Here is a 22877-nt window from a genome sequence, read left to right as displayed (position 1 = left end):
TGATAAGGATAAGCTATAATCGTCTTCATCTTGGCTCAAGTACATACTCATTTTTTTTAATGTTATCCAGTATAAATTTAGGAAACGTTTGCTTGGTAGCAGTCATAAAAATCAATTGTTTTGAACAATTTAATTAACATTTTTTGGGTTTAAAAAATCAATTTCTAATGAAAATTTAACTTCCAACTTCATTCATTCCTTCAATAATGATGCCACAACCTTCAATAATCTCTTCATTTGAAATAGTTAGCGGTGGCGTGATGCGGATTGCGCATGGTTCAAATAGTAACCAAAACAATATCAGACCTTTATCCTGACATTTTAAAATTATATTATTCGTAATTTCTGGACTTTCTGTCATAATGGCCAACATCAATCCTTCACCTCTAACTTCATTTATGAGTTTGTGTTTTAGCAAATTACGAAATAATTGCTCTTTTTCAAGCGCCTTTTGCATTAAATCGGTTTCCAGCAATTCTTGCAAAGTTGCCAAACAAGCTGCTGCTATGACAGGATGACCTCCAAATGTAGTAATATGTCCTAGTTTTGGATTGTCTGACAATAAATCCATATGTTCAGAATTTGCAGTAAATGCACCAACTGGCATACCGCCGCCCATCCCTTTTCCCATAACAACAACGTCGGGGACAACATTGTAGTTTTGAAATCCGAATAATTTTCCAGTACGACCAAAACCAGGCTGAATTTCATCCAAAATCATCATGGCTCCAACTTCGTCGCAACGTTGTCTTACCTTTTTAAGAAAATTATTTTCTGGACGAATAAATCCAGCGCCACCTTGAATGGTTTCCAGAATAATTCCTGCGGTTTTGGTCGTTATTTTTTGTAAATCGTCTTCACTATTGAAGGTTATAAAATCTACATCTGGAATTAGTGGGCGAAATATTTGTTTTCGTTCCTCATAACCCATCACACTCATAGCACCCATAGTATTTCCGTGGTAAGCATTATGGCACGATATTAATTGACTTCTTCCAGTTACTCTTCTTGCCAATTTTAATGCGCCTTCTATAGCTTCAGTTCCAGAATTGACTAGATAGGTTTTATTGAGTTTTTCCGGCATATTTTCTGCTAATAACTTGCATAATTTTATTGCTGGATCTTGTGCATATTCACCATAAACCATGACATGTAAATATTTGTCAAGCTGGTCTATAATTGCTTTTTTGACTCTAGGATTTTGATGACCTAATGTGCAAGCAGAAACTCCTGCTACAAAATCTAAATATTTATTGCCTTTTGTATCGTAAATATAAGAACCAATCGCATGCGACACTTCCATACCTAATGGGTAAGGAGTGGTTTGTGCTTGGTATTTATAGAAATCTTTAATCATTTATTTGATATTTACACTTCCAGAGCACACGCTACCTTCCTCGATTCCAGTTAACCAAATTTTTAAATCATTTGTTCTTTCATTGGTCAACTGTGTCAAATGAATACTCCAACACATAGGTTGAACGCTACCATAATATCCGGCACCTCGATCAGGATATTTGGTTTTCATTTCTGCATCTCGAAACTTTATCCAAATGTTTTGGGAAATTTTAAGGTTTTTTAAAAAAGCAGTATCAGTTTTGTACTCTTTTAAAATTTTCTGATAAGTTGAATTTAACTCTTTATCTGCCAATTTAAATTTATCGTTTTCTTCCTGATTCATATCATATTGAGTTTGAGAAAAACTATAAATTGAAATCAAACTAATAACTATTGTTAAGATTATTTTTTTCATTTTAAATGTTATTTATTTTTTTAAAGTTCTTTTTTTTGACTTTTTGTTTCCCATATTCTAAAGTTTCTTTTGAAGCTTCCATGGGTTCATCGGGTTCTTGTGCTTTCTTTTCCACTTCTTTTTGTGCTTTTTTATCCAACTCCAACTCATCGGGAGGAAAAATATCTTCTTTGGTAAGAATTTGCTCATCGCCACGCCAAATAAAACCTCTTAGTTTTCGAGCATTCTCTGGGAGTTCTGTTTCTGGATAAATATCGCCATCAACATTAGTGAAAAAAGTAATGGTATCAATAGTGTTTCCTTCCAAAATCATATTAATGCTACTGCTTACATTTTTATTAATACCAATAAGTTCATTTTTTTCATTTCGCATGTAAAAAATAACTTCTGTATTTTTGACAACATCGACTTCGTGTAATTTATTTTCTCTGAATTTTCCATATAAATTTTGACCTTTTACTTGGTTAAAACCTTCGCCAATAGTATCTTTTGATATTATAAAAGCATTATTTAAAACTTTTAGTGAATCTACTTTTTCGGTTTTTGTATCAGCAATAAGATGCATCAAGTCTCCAGTCATTTGGTTTTTCCCATTCCAAAAAATGGGTTTGCCAATCATTTGCGTTAATCCTGTTTTTTGGTTGGAATGAATAGAATCGCATTTGCCACTCATGTCTTTTTTGAAAAACCTTGCATTGTTGGAACCTCGAATTATTCTATTGGTAGGTATACCAGTAATAAGCAGTTTTTTGGCATGGAAATAAACAGAGTCTTTTTCAAACAATGTAATGGCAACAGCTTTTTTGGTAATAAACATGGAATCTTTTTGTTTATAAACCTCGGCATAATGACCTTTTACTACAAAATCATTAATAGTGTCAGTAACTTTTACATTATTGATAGCTCTTGCAAAATCTTTTTTCCGATCATAAAAAATATCATCGCCTTCAATAAGTCGGTCTTTATAGGTAATTTTTGATTTCTTTAATAATTTCCCTTCGTCCTTTTTGGTATCGTAAAAACCTTTTTCTGTATAAATGGTATTCGTAGCAGAAGTAATGGTTGATGGGCCAAAAACATAGGCATGTCCAGAATTTGTATAATAATCTAAATGATTGGTTTTAATAGTTTGCCTAGGATTTACAACTGTTACGGCAGTTTGAAATTGAAACTTTTTCTGAGATAAAAAGTATTTTCCAGACTTACTAGTTAAAGTATTTTCGGGATCTCTAATCGTACCACTTGTATTATAGTAGGCTTCTTGCGAATTTCTGTCAAAATTAATGGTGTCTGTGGCCAATGTCATTTTTGGATCTCGCATCAGCACATCGCCAGTGGCAAAGGCAAATTTTGAATTGCCATTGTATTCTGCATATTTGCTATTCATGAATAAAGTATCGCCTTGAATCATTTGAACATTTCCAAATGCCTTTACAAAATTCGATTTAGAAAAATGATAGGCTTTGTTGCAAGTCATTCTGATGCCTTCGTGAACAATAATAACATTTCCTGTAAAAACAATTGCTCCAGGTACATCTTTTTCTGAAATGTCTAAAAAATCTGAGTGTTCTATAACCACTTGCTTCCCGTTTTGTGGCAAAACTGTTGGTTTTATTTCTTGAGACCAAACTGAATTTTGACTAAAAAGGAGTAATGAAAGTAAGAAAAAAATATATATTTTATTCAATGTTTTTATTTTTGCCAAAATTAATTAAAATAGGAGAACTTTACTTTTTATTATGAATTATTTATAATTACTCAATTATCATTTCTTTCAATCTTGTTCTGTAAATTTCCAAAATATCTAATTTTAAAATCAAACCATAAAATTTCCCAAATTTAATGACTATCAGTGTATTTTGATTAGTATTTTCAAATTTTTCCATGATGATTTCAATGGCATCATCATATTGTACAACATCAATGGGTTGTTTTAAAATTTCATTTACTTTGGTAAATTTTATTCTAAAGGAATTAAAAACAGTTCCGCGAATGTCATTAAAATTGACTATTCCTAATAGTTCATCAGATTCATTTAATACTGGAAAAATTTCCTGATTTAAATTTGATAAGTGTTCAACCAATTTTTCCAAGGAATTTTCTAAATTAATAGTTTTAACATTGGTTTTTATCAATTCCAAAAAATTGATGCTTTGTAGAATATTTTTATCCTTGTCACTTGTAAAAACTTCGCCTTTGTCAGCAAGAGATTTTACATCCATCGAATGGTTTTCAAATTTTTTAGAAACTGCATAACTTATTGATGAAACAATCATAAGGGGAACCATCAAATCATAACCGCCCGTAATTTCTCCAATTAAAAAAATAGCTGTAAGTGGTGCATGAAATAATCCGCTCAAAATTCCCGCCATACCAACAATAGTGAAGTTTGCAATAGGCAAAGTATTAGAAATTCCTAACAAATGTATGGATTTTGCCATAAAAAAACCTAAATAGGAACCTACAAATAACGAAGGAGCAAAATTTCCCCCATTGCCACCACTTCCTAAGGTTAATCCGGTTGCAAATGATTTCAATAGTGTTGTAATTCCTATAAAAGCGAGCAAAATCCATTCGCTATTTTTATAGTTTTTTAAAACTGTATTTTCTAACAGAATTTCTGGATGCTTTGTAGATAATATTCTAATACTCTCGTATCCTTCTCCGAAAAGTGTTGGAAAAAAGAAAATTAAAATACCCAGAATTGTAGCGCCAAATAATGCTTTTTTGTATGGATTTTTTTTATATCGACTAAAAAAATGCTCAACCTTTCTGAAATTTCTAACATGGTAAACCGAAACAAAACCTGCTAATATTCCGAGTAAAATATAATAGGGAGTGTTGTGGAAATTGAAAGTTTGTTCTTGATTAAAACTCAATAATATATCGCGACTCAGCATAATTTGAGAAACCAAAGCACCAGTCGCAGCAGATATCATAATAGGGATGAATGCTGAGATAGTTACATCTGTTAAAACTACTTCTATGGCAAATAAGACACCAGCAATAGGTGCGTTGAAAGCAGCACCAATTCCAGCTGCAACGCCACACGCCAATAGCAAAATCCTATCTTTTTGCGAAAGTTTATATTTGGTTGCGAAATTTGAACCAAAAGCAGCTCCAGTAATTACTATGGGACTTTCTAAACCAGCCGAACCGCCTAAACCAACTGTTAGTGAGCTTGTTATAATTTGAGCATACATTTGTTTCTTGGGAACAATACCTCCTTTTTTGGCTACAGAATGTAAAATATGTGAAGTTCCCTTGTCTATCTTTCCATCAAGAAACCTTCTAACTACGAATACGGTTAGTAGTATTCCTATAATTGGCAAAATACTATTTGAATAAGGTAATTTTAAAAAAGTATTTAAGTAATTGGCAAACAAAAAAACATTGTGGGCGAAACTTTTTAGAATAATTACAGCAAATGCTGATGATATTGAAACAGTAACGCATGATAAATAGATGAAATTTCTTTCAGATAATAAATCTTTTGCTAAGAAAAAAATGCTTTCAAAACTACGAATAATTCTTCTTATAAATAATTGTAAACTTGCTGAAATTTTATTTGGCATTTAAAAAGTTTAATCAATTAAACCTTCGCGGTTAATTATATATTAAAAGCGTCTACATAAATTCAATACCACTTAATTTTTATTTTTTTATGGTCTGTTTCCTATCAGGTCCTACTGAAACAATAGTTATAGGAACTTCAACTTCTTTCTCGATAAAATCTATATAATCTTTGAGTTCTTTTGGCAATTCGTTGTAAGTACTCATTCCTGTTAAATCAGCTTTCCAGCCTTTAAATTCTGTGTAAACTGGTTGTACGTTTTCGGGTTCAATATTATAAGGTAAATGTGCAATATTATGATCTTTGTAAGTATAAGAAGTACAAACTTTTAAAGTTTCAAAGCCAGAAAGCACATCGCCTTTCATCATCATCAATTGTGTTACTCCATTTACTTGAATTGCATATTTAAGAGCCACTAAATCCAACCATCCGCAACGGCGCTTGCGACCAGTAACCGATCCAAATTCGTTTCCTACACTTGCCATTAAATCGCCAGCTTCCTCAAAATCTTCCGTTGGAAAGGGGCCACTTCCAACTCTAGTTGTGTACGCTTTAAAAATTCCGTATACTTCTTTAATTTTATTTGGCGCAATTCCCAAACCTGTACAAGCGCCTGCTGCTGTTGTGTTTGAAGAAGTTACAAACGGATACGTTCCAAAATCGACATCCAACAATGAACCTTGCGCACCTTCGCAAAGAATAGATTTTCCCGCTTTTTGGGCTTGATGCAAATATTCTTCGGAATCTATAAAATCTAATTTTTTTAATTCTTCGATGGCTTCAAAAAATTCTGCTTCAAGTTCCGATAAGTTATATTGAATTGCAACATCATAAAATTTAATCATTTCTTCGTGCTTATTTGCTAAAGCACGGTATTTTTCTGTGAAATCTTCCAATTCTATATCGCCCACACGAATTCCATTTCTGCCAGTTTTGTCCATATAAGTTGGACCAATACCTTTTAGTGTGGAACCAATTTTGGCTTTTCCTTTGGATGCTTCCGAAGCGGCATCCAATAGTCTGTGTGTAGGAAGTATTAAGTGTGCTTTTCTGGAAATAATCAGCTTTGATTTAAGGTCTAAATTAAATTTTGCCAATCCGTCTATTTCACTTTTGAAAACTACAGGATCAATAACAACTCCATTTCCAATGACATTGATATTATTATCATGAAAAATTCCTGAAGGAATGGTTCTTAAAACATGTTTGATGCCGTCAAATTCCAAAGTGTGTCCAGCATTTGGGCCTCCTTGAAAACGAGCAATTATATCATATTTTGAAGTTAAAACATCAACAATTTTTCCTTTGCCTTCGTCGCCCCATTGTAATCCTAGTAATAAATCTACGGTCATTTTTGTATTGTTATTAGTTGGTTATTAGTTGGTTATTTGTGGATTTGGTTATAAATAAATAGCCGAAAAAACGAATTGCCAAATCAACTTTTTTTGTTTGCATAAAAATATAAAGAATGATTCATTATTTCTATACCAAATATTTCTTCCATGGTTTTTTTGATAGTTTGAATTCTTGGATCACAAAATTCAATTACTTCTCCTGAATCTAGCATAATAATGTGGTCGTGTTGTTTGTCGAAATATGATTTTTCGTAATGCGCTTGATTTTGACCAAACTGATGTTTTCTAACGAGCGCACAATCCAAAAGCAACTCTATGGTGTTATAAAGCGTTGCTCGAGAAACACGATAGTTTTTATTTTTCATTTTTGCATATAGATTTTCTATGTCAAAATGCTCTTCACTATTATATATTTCCTGTAGAATGGCATAGCGTTCGGGAGTTTTACGATGTCCTTTGTTTTCAAGATACATTGTAAATACATTTTTTACAATTTCTTGATTTTTACTATTGTCTGTAGCTATAAGTGTCATATCTGGCAAAGATAATTTTTTATTTTGAAGTTTAAAAGTTTGTAGAAGGAAGTTTAATGAATGGAGTGGGAAGTTAGAAGTGGGAAGTTTTGAAGAAGGAAGTTTGAATTACTCGGGAAGTATAAAATTTTAGCTTCCATCTTCCATCTTCTCACTTAATTATTATAAATTCTGGTCACTCGATCTACGCCATCTATTTTTTTAATATTGTCAATGAGTTTTTTGAGAATAGTATTATTGGGTACAATAACAGCTAGCGTTCCCTTGAAAATTCCAGCATCGCCCGAAAGTGAAATGCTTTGAATATTTACATGCATATTATTGGATATAACTCTTGTTAATTCGTTTGTTAACCCAATGCTATCCATACCCGTTATTTCCAAAAGTGCTTTGAATTCTTGTTGAGATGAATCGATCCATTTGGCTTGCATAATTCGGTAAGCGTAATTGGATTGCATACTAATGGCGTTTGGGCAATCCCGTTTATGAACTTTTATACCTTCATTAATGGTTACAAAACCAAAAACTGGATCTCCAGGAATTGGGTTGCAACAAGCGGAAAGTTTATAGTCTAATTTGTCTTGTTCTGCTCCAAAAACCAACATATCATAATTACTTGACAATTCATTTTTTTGAATAATGTCAGGATTTGTAGATGGATTTCGTTTTATTTTATTTTTAAAATAATTGTATATTGTGTTGCTTTTTTGAGCAGTAAAATCTCTTAACTGTTGGTTGTCAATGGCGCTAATTCCAACGCGGTAAAATAAATCTAAACTTGTTTTCAATTTAAAATAATTGACCAAATCATTTACAGTCGATTCATTTAAAGTTATTTTTAAATGTTTTAACTTTCTGGTTAGGATTTCCTTTCCATCTTCAGCAATTTTTTTGGTATTTTCGTTTAAAACATTTCGAATTTTATTTTTCGCTCTAGAAGTGGTTACATAATCTAACCAGTTTATGGTAGGTTTTTGATTTTGAGAAGTAATAATTTCTATTTGATCGCCACTTTTGAGTTCATGGTTGAGTTGTACCAATTTTCCATTAACTCTTGTTCCACGGGTTTTTATTCCAATTTCCGAGTGAATACTAAACGCAAAGTCTAATGATGTGGCACCTTTTGGCAATGATTTGATTTCCCCTTTGGGTGTGAAAACAAAAATTTCCTTGGCATATAAATTCATTTTGAAGTCTTCTACGAAATCAACAGCATTGGTTTCAGAATTTTCTAAGGCTTCTTTCAATAAATTGAGCCATACATCCAAACCACTTTCTTCGGTTGCGCCTTGTTTGTATTTGTAATGTGCAGCATATCCTTTTTCGGCAATTTCATCCATGCGTTCGCTTCGTACTTGTATTTCAACCCAACGCCCGAGTGGTCCCATTACAGTAATGTGCAAAGCTTCATAACCAGTTGATTTTGGAGATGATATCCAATCGCGTAATCGGCTTGGACTTGGACGATAATGGTCTGTAACTACTGAATATATTTTCCATGCAAGGAATTTTTCATCGTGGGGATTGGATTTATATACAATTCTTAGGGCAAATTTATCGTAAACTTCATCGAAGGAAACGTTTTGAGCTGCCATTTTTCTACGAATAGAATAGATAGATTTTGGACGTCCTTTTATAATATATTCTACACCTTCGGCATCAAGAGATTTTTTTAAAACATTTGAAATATTCTGTATATAATCATCTTGTTCTTCTTTGGTTTGCTTTATTTTGCTTACAATATCATTGTAAACTGCTGGTTCAGTATATTTTAAACCTAAATCTTCTAGTTTTGTTTTGATGTTATAAAGACCCAATCGGTGGGCGAGTGGAGCATAAATGTACAAAGTTTCTGAGGCTATTTTGACTTGTTTATAATCGACCATAGACTCCATAGTTTGCATATTGTGCAACCTATCTGCAAGTTTTATAATAATTACACGAACATCATCATTAAGTGTCAACAACATTTTACGAAAGTTTTCGGCTTGCATAGAAATGTTCATGTCTTTTTTGACTTGAGAAATTTTGGTTAATCCTTCGACTAGTTGCGCTACTTTTGGATTAAACATTTTCTCGATATCTTTAACTGTAATATCGGTATCTTCAACTACATCGTGCATCAAAGCGGCTGCTATGGCTGTAGCACCCAAACCAATTTCTCCCGCCACAATTTTTGCTACTGCAATAGGATGAAATACATAGGCTTCACCAGATTTCCTACGTTGGTCTTGGTGTGCTTCAACTGCAACATCAAATGCTTTCCGAATTAGTTTTTTATCTTCTGTAGTAAGTGTTTGGTAACTGATACGAAGTAGCTCCTTATATTCCTGTGCTATTGCTTTATTTTCCTTTTCAATATCAATCTCTACCATATTATCTATCTTGAATTCTTAAAGTTAGGAAAAATTATGAAAATTTCAAAATAATAATTTTAAACTATGTAATTTATTTTTTCAAACGATTAAAATCTAAATCATGAAAATCATAACTAAAATCTGTCAAAGTCGAAATGGCTTTCATTTTAATGTTTGAATAATTTGGTGAAAATGTGAGGAAAGCATCGGCATTGAAACTGCGGTTATTCCATTTGACAGCATAGATAGTATCTTTATAAAATAAAATTTCTCCAGCCAATTGTGGAGATCTTTCAGAATTAAAGAATAGTTTGCCTTGTTTTTCTGAAATGGTAATTTTTCCGAACCAATTGTCTTTATAGGTACCAATAATTTTTTTAGATTCAAATTTTACTTTGTTAATTTGATTTTTTGCAATAGTTGCCCAAACTTCATCGGTAGTTTTATCAGCTTCAGCGATATTGTCTTTTTCACGCTTGCTAAAAAAAGCGACATAATCCTTGTATTCTATATTCAAATAGCTATTTTTAATTGTGTTTGTAATAGCACTAAAAGCTGCACCAGATTGTTGGTTGGTAAGCACCACAATTCCTAGATTGAGTTCTGGAATCATGGTTACTTGTGTAACAATTCCTTCCAAACCTCCTGTATGGGAAACCTGTTTATAACCTTTTACATCACTCAAAAACCAGCCCAAACCGTAACCGCTGAAATGTGTATTGTATGGCGGAGAAGCTTTTGCAGGAATTATAGTTTGTAGCTGCCACATTTCATTTTGGGAATTTTCTGAAAACATTTTATTTTCCTGATTCGCACCATATTTTCCGTTTTGCAATTGCATAATCAACCATTTATTCATATCATTTACAGACGAATAAATTCCAGCTGCTGCATCGAATGATTGATTTTTATATCTTGAAATTACTTTTAGTTTTCCATCTGTCGGAACATGTGGATCAACAATATTTGTAGTATCTTTTAATTTAACAAATGAGCCAGCACTTTTATCCATTTTTAATGGTTGCATGATGCGTTGCTCGATAAAATCGCACCAAGATTCACCACTTACTTTTTCAATGATTTCACCAGCAACGATGTACAATAAATTATCGTAATCATACTTGGTTCTAAAATCAGAAACAGGTTTTAAATATTGTAAATTTTCAATAACATCTTTGGGTTTAAAATTGCTTCCATCAGGCCAAATCATTAAATCTCCGGCGCCCAGACCCAATCCGCTTCGGTGTGTGACCAAATCACGAACAGTGAATTCTTTGGTAACATAATCATTGTACATTTTGAAATTTGGTAAGTGAGAAATTACTTTATCATCCCATTTCATTTTTCCTTCTTCAACCAGCATGGCAATCGCGGTGGTTGTAAAAGCTTTGCTGTTGGAAGCTATTCCGAAAAGTGTATTTTCGTCCACTTTTTGATTGGAAATTATAGATTTTACGCCATAGCCTTTGGAATGAATTACTTTTCCGTCTTTTACCACAGAAACCGCAATTCCTGGCACGTTGAAAGTGGTTAATGTTTTTTCTACCAATTCATCAATTTGCTTTTCGCTGATTTGTGCGAAAGAAATCGTCGTGCAAAAAATTAAAAGCGATAGTAAAATATATTTTTTCATAATTTATAATTTAGTATTATTCAGCCTAGCAAGAATTTTACACGAATTTCACAAATTTACACAAATTTAAGTCGAAAAATTAATGTTGAATTGACGAAATTATGAATTGCATGATGGAATTAGTGTAAATTTGTTTCTATTTTTATTTGAATCCAATATTAATTTAGAGTAGGCTAGTACTTACAAAATTTCTTTGTCTTTTAGCTTCAAAAATTAATATGGCTGCAGCAACAGAAACATTCATGGAATCTATTTCGCCTTCCATAGGAATAATAATATTTTGGGTTGCCGCATTTCGCCATTCTTCTGTTAATCCAGCATCTTCAGTGCCTACTACCAAGGCAGAAGGTTTTGTAAAATCTTGTGTGTGATAAGGTGTTGAATTTTGTAAAGTGGCGCAATAAAAATCGATATTTTTTTCTTTTAAAAATGCTATAATTTCTGAAGTAGTTCCTGTTGCAATTTGTCTTGTAAACAAGCAACCCACACTTGATCGAACAATGTTTGGATTGTATAAATCGGTTTTTGGGTTGGCAATAATCACTGCATCGAGATTTGCAGCATCGGCAGTTCTCAATATTGCACCAATATTCCCTGGTTTTTCTGGAGATTCAGCAACAAGAATCAAAGGATTTTCGGATAATTTTAAATCAGATAATAATAAAGATTTTATTTTTGCAACAGCCAAAATACCTTCAGTGGTATCGCGATAAGCTAATTTTTGATAAACTTCTTTGGAGATTTCTATAAAGTTTATGTCTTGGTTTGATTTTTCTATTTTTCTATTTTTCGATTCGTCATAAAAATCTATACAGAATAGTATTGTATCAATTTCGTAACCACTTTTTATGGCAAGTTCGATTTCTCGTTGGCCTTCAATTAAAAAAGTACCTGTTTGTTTTCGGGTTTTTGCTTTTTCTTGTAATAAAACCAAAGATTTTATAAACGGATTTTGTAAAGAAGTAATTTGTTTCAAAAGAGTATCAACTATATTTAATAATTACAAAAATACGAAAAAAATGCTTTAATTTATTCTACTGTATATTTAATAAAAGCTAAATTTAATCAACTTGAAGTATCCAATAATCATCAAAAAAAGTATTATCTAAATTACTATCATAAGCTTTTTGTGTATCTTCTAAATTTTCAAAGTATTTTAGATATACATAATAAAAATTATTTTCAAGATTTGTAAATGAATTGGATTCTATTTGATGTTTTTTCAAGAAATCAATATATTTTATTTTGTTACTTTCGTTTGCAAATACATTGGATACTATATAGTAACCATACTTTAAGTCGGTATTTTTTACGTTTAACTTTCTTAATGATATAGGCATTCTTTCAGTAATTCGTTCTCTTTTTAAAATAAAACCTTCGTTAGTTGGAGTCTTATTTTCACGTACGATAGTTTCATTTTTTTCTTCTCTATTCATTGAAACATTTTTTTCTTTTTCTGCCCTTTGTTCCTTTTTCATAATGTCAAAAAAAACTTCATCTACTTCAGTTGAAAAACCAGCTGCAAAAAGATAAAATTTATCTCCACTGGTGGCTATTTTAAGTTGCGTTTGGGATGCATTGTTGGTTATAATTTTATTTTTTGTATTGTTAAATGAAAGCAATGAAACGTCAAATCCTAAAGTATTCAAAGAAGCTGGATTTCTAGTAACAAAAGGCTCATTCTCAATAGTAATTTGGCTATTGAAAAAATTATTTACGGGTCTGGTATTCGAAATAATTGGAAAATATCGGTTGTTGACTGCACTTTTAATTCTAACATTATCGCCATCAAGTTTTAAATCACCTTCAAGAGCGGCTAGCGTAATTTTTGGGTTTATTTGTCCTGTTTTTGGCGTTAAAAACTTAGAAAGATTTATTTCGATAGTTCTTTGTATAAAAGCAAATCCGTCATACAGAGTGATATATTTTTTTGTTAAAGTGCTATCGTTGTAAACGAAATAAATGACCCAACCTCCAGCAACACCTCCTTCTAGATATCCTTGAGTAGCTTTAATATTGGCAACTGAATATTCCCCGTAAGGATTAGATTTAACCATGTCGGTTAAGTCATAAAAGCAGGTGTAAGGAGCATTCTTTTTATTGGTTTCATTTTCGTAACCATCAAAAATAACTTTTCCAGTAATATCTAGGTAACTGCTCTGTGAAGGAATTTTTATTTTTATATCATTAATACTATTTTCATGATCTCCTTCGGTCAGAAAAATTCCACTAATTTTATGTCCTATTTTGGATTTGTAGGTTGCACTCCAATACAAACCTGCAAAAATCAATTCTTTTGCATTTTTATTTGGTATTATTGTGGCGCTGCTAGAAGAAAAAGTTGAATTATCATTGTCTATATCAATATAAGACATTTCAAATTCATCATTTAGTTTAGAAAAATCATTAACTTTATTGTAGGCTTCATTGGCATTTTTACGATTCACAATATTGTTGGCAATAAAAGTTATATCACCTTGAATATAATCTTGAAAACGAACTGAAAATGGAATTTCTTCTTGTGAGAATGCATAATTACAAATAAAAAAAAGTAGTAGTAGTAATTTTTTTATCATTATTTAACATTGTTGTCCGATAAAAAATATCAGAGGGTTAATTTTTCTTTATATTCATTTACTTTACGAGGTTTTAGCTTATCTTAACTTGTATTTCACTACTGCCTTTAGAGTTCGATAAACGAAAAAATATAATTTTTAGTTTCGTTTATCGAATTTTATCCAGTCGCCAAATAATCATCGAATAAACCTAATTGACCATCTCTTTCCCTATCTAATTTCCAGTTGTTTTCAGGATTTTCAAAAAATTTAGTTAGGTGAATATAGTTGAATAAATGAATTCTACAAAAACTAACTAAATTGGAGAAAGACCACTGTCTTTTTAAACTTTTCTTTACCACGCCCAACAAAAGATTTACTATCAGCACGCAATAAATTTGAATCTTAATGGCATTTTCATTATCTCCTAAGAAATATTTTAGTGGAAAATTTTGCTTTATTTGTTTGAACAACAACTCTATTTGCCACCGTATTTTATAAAGTGCAGCTATTGTGTCTGCTCTAAATTCAAACAAATTGCTAATAAAATCAAAACTTCTTTTGTGTTCTCTATCATAATATTTTATTTTTCTTAATTTCAATTTGGTTTTCACACTTCCTTTATTAACTTCAACTTCAATGATTTCATCCGATAAAACACCGCTGTGAATGTTCTCTGGAATTTCATTTTGTTGGATTATTTGGTGCTTTGCATTGTCTTTTATTCGAGTTACAAAACCTGTATTTTGCTCACTAAAATGCCCAAAAGCCTTGTAATCATTATATCCTTTATCAAATACATAAACGGTATGCTCATCACATTTTAGTTTTTCTAAAAACTGATGATCGTGAGTTGTGGCGGGTGTAAACCAAACTAAGTTTGGCACTTTTTCATCGGCATTTATCACACTATGCGATTTGATTCCGCCCTTACTTTTACCATCAGAAGCCTTTCTTCCAACACACTTTAATATGTCTTTAAACAAGCTTATTGTTGTGCTATCAACTATTTTAACCTTTTTCCCTAAAGCAATCTCAATTCGACTGTCCGAGAAAACAAAGCTATATTTCTTGAGTAAGTTGTTATAAATTTCTTCAAAAAATTCCACTTTTCTACCCTTATTAGCGTCTGCCAAAGTGCTCTTTTTAGGAAGATGATTGATTCTTACTGTTTCCTTTTTGTCTGATAAACCTACCATCCCTCCAGAAACTTCACGCAAAGAATTACATTTTTCTAAAGTGCAAAAAATCATGCTAAACAAATGATCTTGACATTTGAAATGTTTTACATACCTATTCGAATCATGCTTTTTAACAGCTTTTTTAATCATTGAATCATCTATTAAAGAAATCAACTGTCCGAAAACAGATTTAGTCGAAAAATACTTATTTTTGCCCATCGTTATTTGAATTTTGCAACTCAAAATTACGATGTTTTTTAAGAAGCCATTAATTTGGCTTCTTTTTTATCGGACAACAATGAATATTAATTTTATTTTTTGCATTCCATTTTTTAATTTTTTTTATAAAGTCTAATTATATTTTTATAATTTATCTCTTTAGTATTAGAAAAAAATAATTTATAATAAATTTGTTCAAATAGGGAATGTTTTTTATCCGTTTTTTTAGCTCTTGCAGACATTAATGATAAAATAACCATTTATAAGTTTAATTAATGATTTTTTTTTGAAAATCTTCTTTAGTGTATTTCTGAAAATCTTTATAAGAAAAATATAAATTATTATCGATGTCAAAAACACCATTTTGAAAACCATAATTGTAAATAAAAGTTATGCCTTTATCACTTATTGAGAAAGAATCTAGATTATCGTTACTAAATAGTTGCTTTAATTTTAATAGTGCTTTATACTCATCAGAATTCTCTGTTTCAACTTTATTTTGGATACCTAATTCCTTTAATCTATCTTTCAATATGGCATTACATTTTTTAATAAAATCAATTATTTTATTTTCTTTTAAAATATCATTATAAACTAATATTTTCTTGTTAGAAACATCAAAATTGTAATAGTATGAATCTAAATCCGCAGTCCCAGCAATAGATTCGTAATTCATAGTAATGCTTAAAAATATAGAATTGTTGAAGGTAACATCGTAATATGAACCTGTAAGTCCACTAAAATTATTGTTATTACATTCTTTCTTTCGATTATTAATAGCTAAATTAATTATTTTTTTTGGGGTCAAAGGGGCAATATCAATATCTAAGTAATTTGAATAATCTTTGATTATAATATTATTAAAAAAATTATTTTCATTTTTACCAAATACATCAGGAAACTCAAAAAAATATTTTTCCTTATAATTCATGCATTTTACAGAATTTTTTAGAGACTGAATTTTTACAATATCATTTTTACTTTTTTTTTCTTGCCCTTGACAAGAATAAAAAGTAATTATAATGAATGATAAATAATATATAATTGATTTCATTTAATTAGGATTTTTAATATCTAAAATCTTAAATATCTCATTTATGTTTCTTGGTTTTTTATTTAATACTAAAATTTTTAATTTTGATTGGTATTTTGTGTAAAATTTTGTTTTAGAAATGGAATATTGTTCTATGTTTCCAACAATTGAATCAAATAATGTTTTTTTATTTTTATATAAAATTTGTTCTGTCAAACTACGCTCATTTTCTCCATTTAAAATAGAATATTGAATGTATTTTCCTGTGTTATTTATAAAATTTTTATTGTATCTGTTTTCACCCTCAATGCTTTTTAAAACTCCGTTTTCATCATATTTATAAATAAACTTATAATTAAAATATTGGTCGTCAGTTTGATTGTTCTTGTTTTTAATAGTAGCAGAAATAATTTTATGGGTATTATTTTCTTTCTGATTTCTCCAATTTTTATTTAATGGATCAAGCATTTGTGCATAATCACCATAACCATCTTTTAGAAAAAAAGTTAAGTCTAATATTGACGCTTCAACAAATACTTTTTGTTTCAGAAAATTATAATATTCATTATTTACTACATATTTATCACTATTTACAATAATATCATTTTTATTACCAAAAGTAACTTTTACCTCTTCCCCCGAGCAAAAAAAAGTTATTGACTGTGCTTTATTTTTTTTAGACCAAAAATTAAATTTTTCAGCTTTTTCAGATTTGTCTGTATTCAATTTGTAGATAGTTACAGTATCATTTAGCTTCGGAAAAATACCAATGAAATTTTTCACATTCGAATTTTCGCCTTTTGTGTAGGTGCTATCTTCATTATAATACCTGTAACTTCCTTTATCAATATACATTTCTTGAACGAAAGCCACATTATATATGTGATTCTGATTTTTAGATTTTAAAACGTAGAAAGATAAACATGAGGAAATAATAAAAAACATAACAATTAACTTTTTCATACTATTTTTTAATTATAGTTTCACTTGTTAGCCTTATTTTAGTTTTTTTCCAAAAAATACTTTCTCCAGCACTTACCATCGCTGAAATTCCATAAGTTTCGTTTACGCCAGTATCATAATAAAAATTTCCAGATTTCCAGTAATCTTGATTTTCAAAATCTGCTGCTGGTATCGCATACTTTATTTTTGAAGGCACCTCTACTTCTTCGAAGGTTGGTTTACCATCCTTTCCTAAAACAGGTTTTTTGTCTTTGTCTAATATTTTCTTTTTTACTTTCTTTGTTATATGTTCATGAGTTCCTTTATGTGTTTTTTCATTATGATTCCCCCTGTCAGGATATTTTGTAGAAGTGCGATTTGCTGCTAAGTATGAATCATATATATCTTTTGGTATTTCTATAAATTTATATTCATCAAATTTATTTTGACCTAGATTGTTATATGGATTAGTTTCTGAATTACCCCAAGCAAGAAAATCTGTCCCATCCCAAAAAGTTGCGCCATTGGTCAAATCATCTTCACCATTTAAAACATAAAAAATAGCTTTTCTAGTTAATTTAGACTTTTGATTATTTGAAGTATCGGTCAATTCTTGTTTATCATCTACTGATGAATATGTTCCTGCTAATACTTGTTTCCATTTGCTTTTTTCACCTTTTTTAAGTGTTACAGTGTTTGAATAATTATAACTACTATATGCGATGCATTTTAACTCTTTAAAATCTGGACCACCAGCCTCCATTTTCACAACATAAGCTATATAACAAAAATCTGAATGTGTAATATTTACATCATTCTCTTTCATTAATTTTATACCATTATAAACATCTATTTCTTTACCATCCTTGTCTTTTGATTTACCTTTTCCAGTACAAGTATAAACATCAATAACATCACCAGTATTCGTTTTTATATCCACCTTGCCTTCAAAAGCACCATCTTCATTATAAAAATGACCATTTACATATTGAATCTCTTTTTCTTTTTCTTTTTCTTTACCAGTTATCACACTCGGCACATTAATCTGTCCGCTTTTGGTTATAGTAATTTTACTACCTCCAAAATTACACATAATGGTGCTTTTCTTAATGAGTGGTTTTTGGTCTTGTACCAATGTTGTACCTACATCTTGCCATTCACCCAATTGCATCACTGCCATACAAGGACTTGCTTGGTAAGGACTTTTTAAACAATTTCCAGAAAATTTAAGGCTCAATGCGCTTTTTTCTTTTACAGTTGCCGTTTTTTTGTTTTGTATAGTTGGTGTATCAAAATTCACTTTTAACGTCCCAATTGGCACCATGCATGAAGTGCATTGAATTATTGTACCATCAATTACAAATTGTTGGTCTTCTTCGGCTTTGTCTTTTTCCTTTTCTTTTTTGTCAATTTCAACTACTTTCTTGCTTCTTTCGGCTTCGATTTCTGCAATATTTTCTTGTGGTAATGCTATGTTGTCAGACATATTATTGAGTATTTTGATGTTTTAGTTGGCGATATTATTTCTAAAAAAGCCTCTTGCAATTGATTGTTTTTATAGGTAATCTCGCTTACTTTTTGTTTTTTATCGTTATTCGATTTTAATACAAGCGTTGCATCTTGGCTGTATGGTTTTTGCAAATGTTGGGTATGCTGGTCATACAGTATTCGTTTTTCAATATGTATTTCTAGTTCTTCAAAGCGTGGTTTATTTATATCATGATAGCCCCAACAGCTGTTAAAATACAAACCATACATTTCTTTTGAACTTACAAATTTTAATACATTCTCTTGGTTTTCCATTAACTCATCAGTATCTGACAAAAAATCTAATAATGTGGCACCTTCATTCATTTCAAGTAATTCTTTTTTTGCATTCTGCCAGCGTTCCTGAAGTTGTTTCAAATTTATAATAGACGTAATCGTTCCATTTTGGTTGACATATATTTTTACTTCATTAAAAACATTGGCTACTTTTCGTAAAATAGTAGTTGACCCTAAATGTTTGGCTTCAATATCATAATCTAAACAAATGAGTTGGTATCGCAACAAATTATTTTCTATTCCCGAAAAACCAATTGCTACTTTTTTAAAAACGGTTGTTGTGAGTTTATTTTTGGTTGATACATTTTTAAATTGATATTCTTTTACACCACTTTGTGTGGGTAGCAAAATTTGGACTTCATTGTGGTTCTGCAACGTGTTTGTTTTTGTCATGGAACTACTTTACATTTTTGGAAACTGCTCTCGTTTTCTATCGCTTCTGCCTTCAAGCCCCAAACCTGAAAAATCAGCAGACCAATGTAAATATTCGTTTCTTAAAATACGCAATAATCCCTGTGGCGAATAGGCTGTCACAACAACCTCTTCTAATTCTATCGGGTTATTTTCGCTTCCTTCTGGGTAGGTTTCAGTTAGTACGGCTACATCTTTTTTAGGTTCTATTTCTAAAACTTGGGGTCTATAATCGTTGGGGTTCAAATTGTCATAAACTGGTTTCTGTATCTCAGGATTTTTGAGTTCCTCTTCAACCTCAAGTTTCATTCTGTCTAGTTTATTTTGTTCCTCACGTTTTCTTTTCTTTTCTGCCAGTACTTCATCGCTTATAAATTCCCATTCTTTTCCGCCTTCTTCGTTCATAACATAAGGTTTCAAATGTTTTTTTGCATCAACTAGTTCTTTATTGTCTTCTATAGAAAATTTAGTTTCTGAATGGTCGTTAAAATAATTGTCCATGGGTGTCTGACGGCAATACTCTTCCATAAATTGCAATGGAATATAGCTATATTCTTTTTTTAGAAGTCGTTTACTTTCTAGTACTACTCTAGTTAATGTTCTTGCTATCCAAATTTGGTCTTTGTTAAACCAATGTTCGCTTATTAGTTGATTTTTCAACAATTCCAATTTTGTAATTCCTACAATACTACCTACCAAACTGCGTACAGCATTTTCACTTGCAATTTTTCTTTTTTTCTCTTCTCCCGTAGAATAAGCACCGCCAATATCGCAATGCACACCAGGAAAATTTTTTTCAACCATTCGGTCTGTTAATCCTGCCCCTTTGATACGAGTAAGTGAAAAATTGACACGGTGTTCGTCTTTGGCAGTAAAATGAACTAATTTATGAACATACCCAAAATCGTGTATATTGAGTTCTTCTTCATTATTTGAAAAAGGGTTTGAATCTCTTAATGGATTCTTGCCTTTAACTGTTTTCTTAACTCCTTTCCAAAGTATATTTTCATCCACGACTGTGCCATCTTGCTCATAAGTTCCCAATGAATCGCCTGCTTCATAATAAGAAGAAACCGTATCATAGACACCTAAAACCCTTACTACTATGGTTATTTCTGCTAATACTTCAGATGAGATTTTTTTAAGTAAACAATACCCTAAATAGCCATATTTAGGCAGTTTGCCCTCTACTAGCATATCTGAATCAACTTCAAGACCATCTTTATCTACCAGTGCTTGTTTATATTTTGGAGTGGGCATACCAGTTTCTGAATTTGGATTTATTGGGTAATAACCATCAGGTATTGAGCCTTTTATAGGAGGATAAGGTTTTTTTCTAATTTCATAAGCCATATTTCTTGCCGCAGCCGCACCACGACTAAATCCAAAAACATCGACAGTGATTTGGGTTAGGATTTTCTTTTTATCCTTTTTTATTTCTTTTGCTATTTTGGTTGCCAAATCCTCGCACCCTTTGCGTACTTTCCCTCTGATACCAGTAAGACCAGATCCGAAAGCATAACCATCGTCAACATCTTCCTTAAAATCGTCCGTTCCCATACCTTCTACATAGATTTTATACGCTTTTTCAGTACAAAACCACAATCGTGCTACATTGGTATAATCGTTATGGTAGCTGGTGTCGTCTCCATAACCTCCTAAATCTATCTGTCGTAGCCACCAATTTTTGGTATCGGTATTCTCCTCAAATATTTTCTTTTCTTCGGCTGTAGCGGTTGTCGATTCTCCTTTTTCAAAAAGTGGGTCGGCTTTGCCTTCCACTTTATAACGCAGTTTGGTATTGGCTTTGTTGTTGAGTGTACCATCTATAAAAACGCCAAAAGTCACTTCAACTTCTTCATCTGCAACCTCTGCTTTGCCAGTATTATAAACATATGTCTGTCCCATATTTTAATATTTACTACGTGCTTCAAAAACTTTAACTTTGGTTTTAATATTTATCCCTATTTCCTTTCCGTTTCCTTTTATAAAAGCACTAATAAAATTGTTGGGTATATTTACTCTCAATTCTATTTCGGCTTCTCCATTTGGTTTGTCTTTGAAAATTTCGGCAAAAGCATCAAAAATTTCTTTTTGGTCAAAATCTAATGTGCCTGAATAATTTTGCCCTGTTTTGTCTCTCCAACCAAAGTTTATTCTTTTAGGAACAGCACGTTTTGTGTATTCATTTTTTCTTAATGATTCATCAAATTGTTCTTCAAATTCACCATTAAACATTTCTAATCGAGAATCAAATGCTGAACCCTCACGTTGAACAAGGTAGATAGGTCTCCAAGAATATCTTTCTCTATAGGTATCCCACAATCCAAAAGGAATGGGTTTGTTTTTGTTGGCTTCACGCACTTCGGGCGGTACCATTTTTGGGTTGTTCATAATGCGTTCACTTTCGCCTTTTTGGTGCATTAGTTTTTCAAAACCGTCCAGTTTGTCAATTTCTGCTTGAGGTATCACTACCTTTTTACCTTGGTATCTTCCAATTTCGACTTGCTTGCCAGAGCCTGCCAACCAAATATAAACTGCTCCGCCTGGTGCATAGCCTACTACAATGTAGGTATAGGTTTCTTTTTCGTATTTTCCGCCTTTATTAAAAAAAACCAAACTTTCTTGATACCCTTCTTTAAAATACTTTACCATTTTATCATAATCGATTTCAGTATTTATTTCATATACACAATTTTCGGCATAGGCTACCCATTGCACATTGAGACGGTTGGGAACTGTTTTTATGCCACTGCTCATTCCTCCAGTGCCAGGGTCACCCCAACCTCCTTGACCATTATCAGTTCCAGCTTGTAAACTAACATAAGTACCATCTTCGGCTTCAAATCCGCCTCTGTAAACTTCTATTGGATAGCCGATCGGGCAACTTGAACCATCTTGCCAATTAAATTTTTCTGTTTTTGTTGCTTGCATTTTTTTCTGTGTTTTTTTCTCTTGACAGGAACTGGTTAGCGTGAGCAGTAATCCTAATGTTAGTATGAAGTTTTTCATGGTTTTTTTATTTACGTATGGCTCACAAAAAATGATAGTAATTATATAATCAATTGTTTTATTACTTATCCTTTATTCACTTTTGCATCAACAGCACCTAGCACTTTAGAAATTCCAGCACTTTGTATTAAAATATCCCCGCTTAATGCTTTATGAGTAGTAGTAGCCGTTGTTTCTTTTAAATCTCCCCCAATAACAACTGTCTTGTTTCCGTCAATATCTTGTTTGTATTCGCTGGCTTGTAGGGTGTTTTTCTTAGACACTTTGGTAGATTTGTCTTCGCCAACTTGTGTTTCCATATTTGAACCAACCGTTGTGGTCATATTTTTTCCAACACTTATGCTCAAATCTTCACCTACATTGATAGTCATATTTTTAGGTGCGTTTAAAGTCATATTCCCTTGACCGTCCATGAAAATACTATTTCCACTTGGGTCTTCAGCAAGAAGACTTTTTGAAGCATCGTTCATGACTATTTTGATACCTGTACGGGTT

18 protein-coding genes are annotated in these 22877 nt (G+C 31.5%); all 18 read right to left on the bottom strand.

What is annotated here, in order from left to right; all coding sequences use genetic code 11:
* Positions 1–175: 175 nt before the first annotated feature.
* Positions 176–1357, bottom strand: a complete 1182-nt coding sequence (locus RMN92_RS00440) for an aspartate aminotransferase family protein (RefSeq protein ID WP_309607489.1) — start codon at positions 1355–1357, stop codon at positions 176–178.
* Positions 1358–1753 (bottom strand): lysozyme inhibitor LprI family protein, encoded by a 396-nt coding sequence (locus RMN92_RS00435; RefSeq protein WP_309607488.1) that lies wholly within the window; start codon positions 1751–1753, stop codon positions 1358–1360.
* 1 nt (position 1754) lies between these two features.
* Positions 1755–3440: an OstA-like protein gene (locus RMN92_RS00430; protein WP_309607487.1), complete on the bottom strand. Its 1686-nt coding sequence runs from the start codon at positions 3438–3440 to the stop codon at positions 1755–1757.
* 67 nt (positions 3441–3507) lie between these two features.
* Complete coding sequence (locus tag RMN92_RS00425; protein WP_309607486.1) at positions 3508–5328, bottom strand: chloride channel protein; 1821 nt, start codon at positions 5326–5328, stop codon at positions 3508–3510.
* 79 nt (positions 5329–5407) lie between these two features.
* Positions 5408–6679 carry an adenylosuccinate synthase gene (locus RMN92_RS00420; protein WP_309607485.1) on the bottom strand — a complete coding sequence of 424 codons (1272 nt, stop codon included), beginning with the start codon at positions 6677–6679 and terminating at the stop codon, positions 5408–5410.
* 83 nt (positions 6680–6762) lie between these two features.
* Positions 6763–7215: a transcriptional repressor gene (locus tag RMN92_RS00415; RefSeq protein ID WP_309607484.1), complete on the bottom strand. Its 453-nt coding sequence runs from the start codon at positions 7213–7215 to the stop codon at positions 6763–6765.
* A 155-nt stretch (positions 7216–7370) separates the two neighbouring features.
* A complete protein-coding gene (locus RMN92_RS00410) occupies positions 7371–9590 on the bottom strand; it encodes a RelA/SpoT family protein (RefSeq protein WP_309607483.1) in 2220 nt (739 codons plus the stop codon).
* 73 nt (positions 9591–9663) lie between these two features.
* Positions 9664–11205 carry a serine hydrolase gene (locus RMN92_RS00405; RefSeq protein ID WP_309607482.1) on the bottom strand — a complete coding sequence of 514 codons (1542 nt, stop codon included), beginning with the start codon at positions 11203–11205 and terminating at the stop codon, positions 9664–9666.
* A 163-nt stretch (positions 11206–11368) separates the two neighbouring features.
* Entirely contained in the window at positions 11369–12181 is an 813-nt protein-coding gene (locus tag RMN92_RS00400; protein WP_309607481.1) for an RNA methyltransferase, read from the bottom strand.
* Between the two features lie 85 nt (positions 12182–12266).
* Positions 12267–13781, bottom strand: a complete 1515-nt coding sequence (locus RMN92_RS00395) for a hypothetical protein (RefSeq protein ID WP_309607480.1) — start codon at positions 13779–13781, stop codon at positions 12267–12269.
* A 158-nt stretch (positions 13782–13939) separates the two neighbouring features.
* Entirely contained in the window at positions 13940–15160 is a 1221-nt protein-coding gene (locus tag RMN92_RS00390) for an IS4 family transposase (RefSeq protein WP_309607479.1), read from the bottom strand.
* 268 nt (positions 15161–15428) lie between these two features.
* Positions 15429–16214 (bottom strand): hypothetical protein, encoded by a 786-nt coding sequence (locus RMN92_RS00385; protein ID WP_309607478.1) that lies wholly within the window; start codon positions 16212–16214, stop codon positions 15429–15431.
* Positions 16215–17156, bottom strand: a complete 942-nt coding sequence (locus tag RMN92_RS00380) for a hypothetical protein (RefSeq protein WP_309607477.1) — start codon at positions 17154–17156, stop codon at positions 16215–16217.
* Between the two features lies 1 nt (position 17157).
* Positions 17158–18621 carry a DUF4280 domain-containing protein gene (locus RMN92_RS00375; protein ID WP_309607476.1) on the bottom strand — a complete coding sequence of 488 codons (1464 nt, stop codon included), beginning with the start codon at positions 18619–18621 and terminating at the stop codon, positions 17158–17160.
* Complete coding sequence (locus RMN92_RS00370) at positions 18606–19352, bottom strand: hypothetical protein (RefSeq protein WP_309607475.1); 747 nt, start codon at positions 19350–19352, stop codon at positions 18606–18608. The genes RMN92_RS00375 and RMN92_RS00370 overlap by 16 nt, the downstream gene beginning before the upstream one ends.
* A gap of 9 nt (positions 19353–19361) precedes the next feature.
* Positions 19362–21278, bottom strand: coding sequence for a phospholipase effector Tle1 domain-containing protein (locus RMN92_RS00365; RefSeq protein ID WP_309607474.1), 1917 nt, complete (start codon positions 21276–21278; stop codon positions 19362–19364).
* 3 nt (positions 21279–21281) lie between these two features.
* Positions 21282–22382, bottom strand: coding sequence for a DUF2931 family protein (locus tag RMN92_RS00360; protein WP_309607473.1), 1101 nt, complete (start codon positions 22380–22382; stop codon positions 21282–21284).
* Between the two features lie 65 nt (positions 22383–22447).
* Positions 22448–22877, bottom strand: a 430-nt coding sequence (locus tag RMN92_RS00355) for a bacteriophage T4 gp5 trimerisation domain-containing protein (RefSeq protein WP_409024839.1), incomplete at its 5' end; no start/stop codon positions are given.

Source organism: Flavobacterium sp. (genome assembly GCF_031363805.1).
Taxonomy (GTDB): Bacteria; Bacteroidota; Bacteroidia; order Flavobacteriales; family Flavobacteriaceae; genus Flavobacterium.
This window is presented reverse-complemented; position numbering and strand designations above follow the sequence as displayed.

Coding starts and splice junctions, on each gene's coding strand:
- RMN92_RS00440 (WP_309607489.1), bottom strand. CDS start 1,357: ATGATTAAAGATTTCTATAAATACCAAGCACAAACCACTCCTTACCCA.
- RMN92_RS00435 (WP_309607488.1), bottom strand. CDS start 1,753: ATGAAAAAAATAATCTTAACAATAGTTATTAGTTTGATTTCAATTTAT.
- RMN92_RS00425 (WP_309607486.1), bottom strand. CDS start 5,328: ATGCCAAATAAAATTTCAGCAAGTTTACAATTATTTATAAGAAGAATT.
- RMN92_RS00420 (WP_309607485.1), bottom strand. CDS start 6,679: ATGACCGTAGATTTATTACTAGGATTACAATGGGGCGACGAAGGCAAA.
- RMN92_RS00415 (WP_309607484.1), bottom strand. CDS start 7,215: ATGACACTTATAGCTACAGACAATAGTAAAAATCAAGAAATTGTAAAA.
- RMN92_RS00410 (WP_309607483.1), bottom strand. CDS start 9,590: ATGGTAGAGATTGATATTGAAAAGGAAAATAAAGCAATAGCACAGGAA.
- RMN92_RS00405 (WP_309607482.1), bottom strand. CDS start 11,205: ATGAAAAAATATATTTTACTATCGCTTTTAATTTTTTGCACGACGATT.
- RMN92_RS00395 (WP_309607480.1), bottom strand. CDS start 13,781: ATGATAAAAAAATTACTACTACTACTTTTTTTTATTTGTAATTATGCA.
- RMN92_RS00390 (WP_309607479.1), bottom strand. CDS start 15,160: ATGGGCAAAAATAAGTATTTTTCGACTAAATCTGTTTTCGGACAGTTG.
- RMN92_RS00385 (WP_309607478.1), bottom strand. CDS start 16,214: ATGAAATCAATTATATATTATTTATCATTCATTATAATTACTTTTTAT.
- RMN92_RS00380 (WP_309607477.1), bottom strand. CDS start 17,156: ATGAAAAAGTTAATTGTTATGTTTTTTATTATTTCCTCATGTTTATCT.
- RMN92_RS00375 (WP_309607476.1), bottom strand. CDS start 18,621: ATGTCTGACAACATAGCATTACCACAAGAAAATATTGCAGAAATCGAA.
- RMN92_RS00370 (WP_309607475.1), bottom strand. CDS start 19,352: ATGACAAAAACAAACACGTTGCAGAACCACAATGAAGTCCAAATTTTG.
- RMN92_RS00365 (WP_309607474.1), bottom strand. CDS start 21,278: ATGGGACAGACATATGTTTATAATACTGGCAAAGCAGAGGTTGCAGAT.
- RMN92_RS00360 (WP_309607473.1), bottom strand. CDS start 22,382: ATGAAAAACTTCATACTAACATTAGGATTACTGCTCACGCTAACCAGT.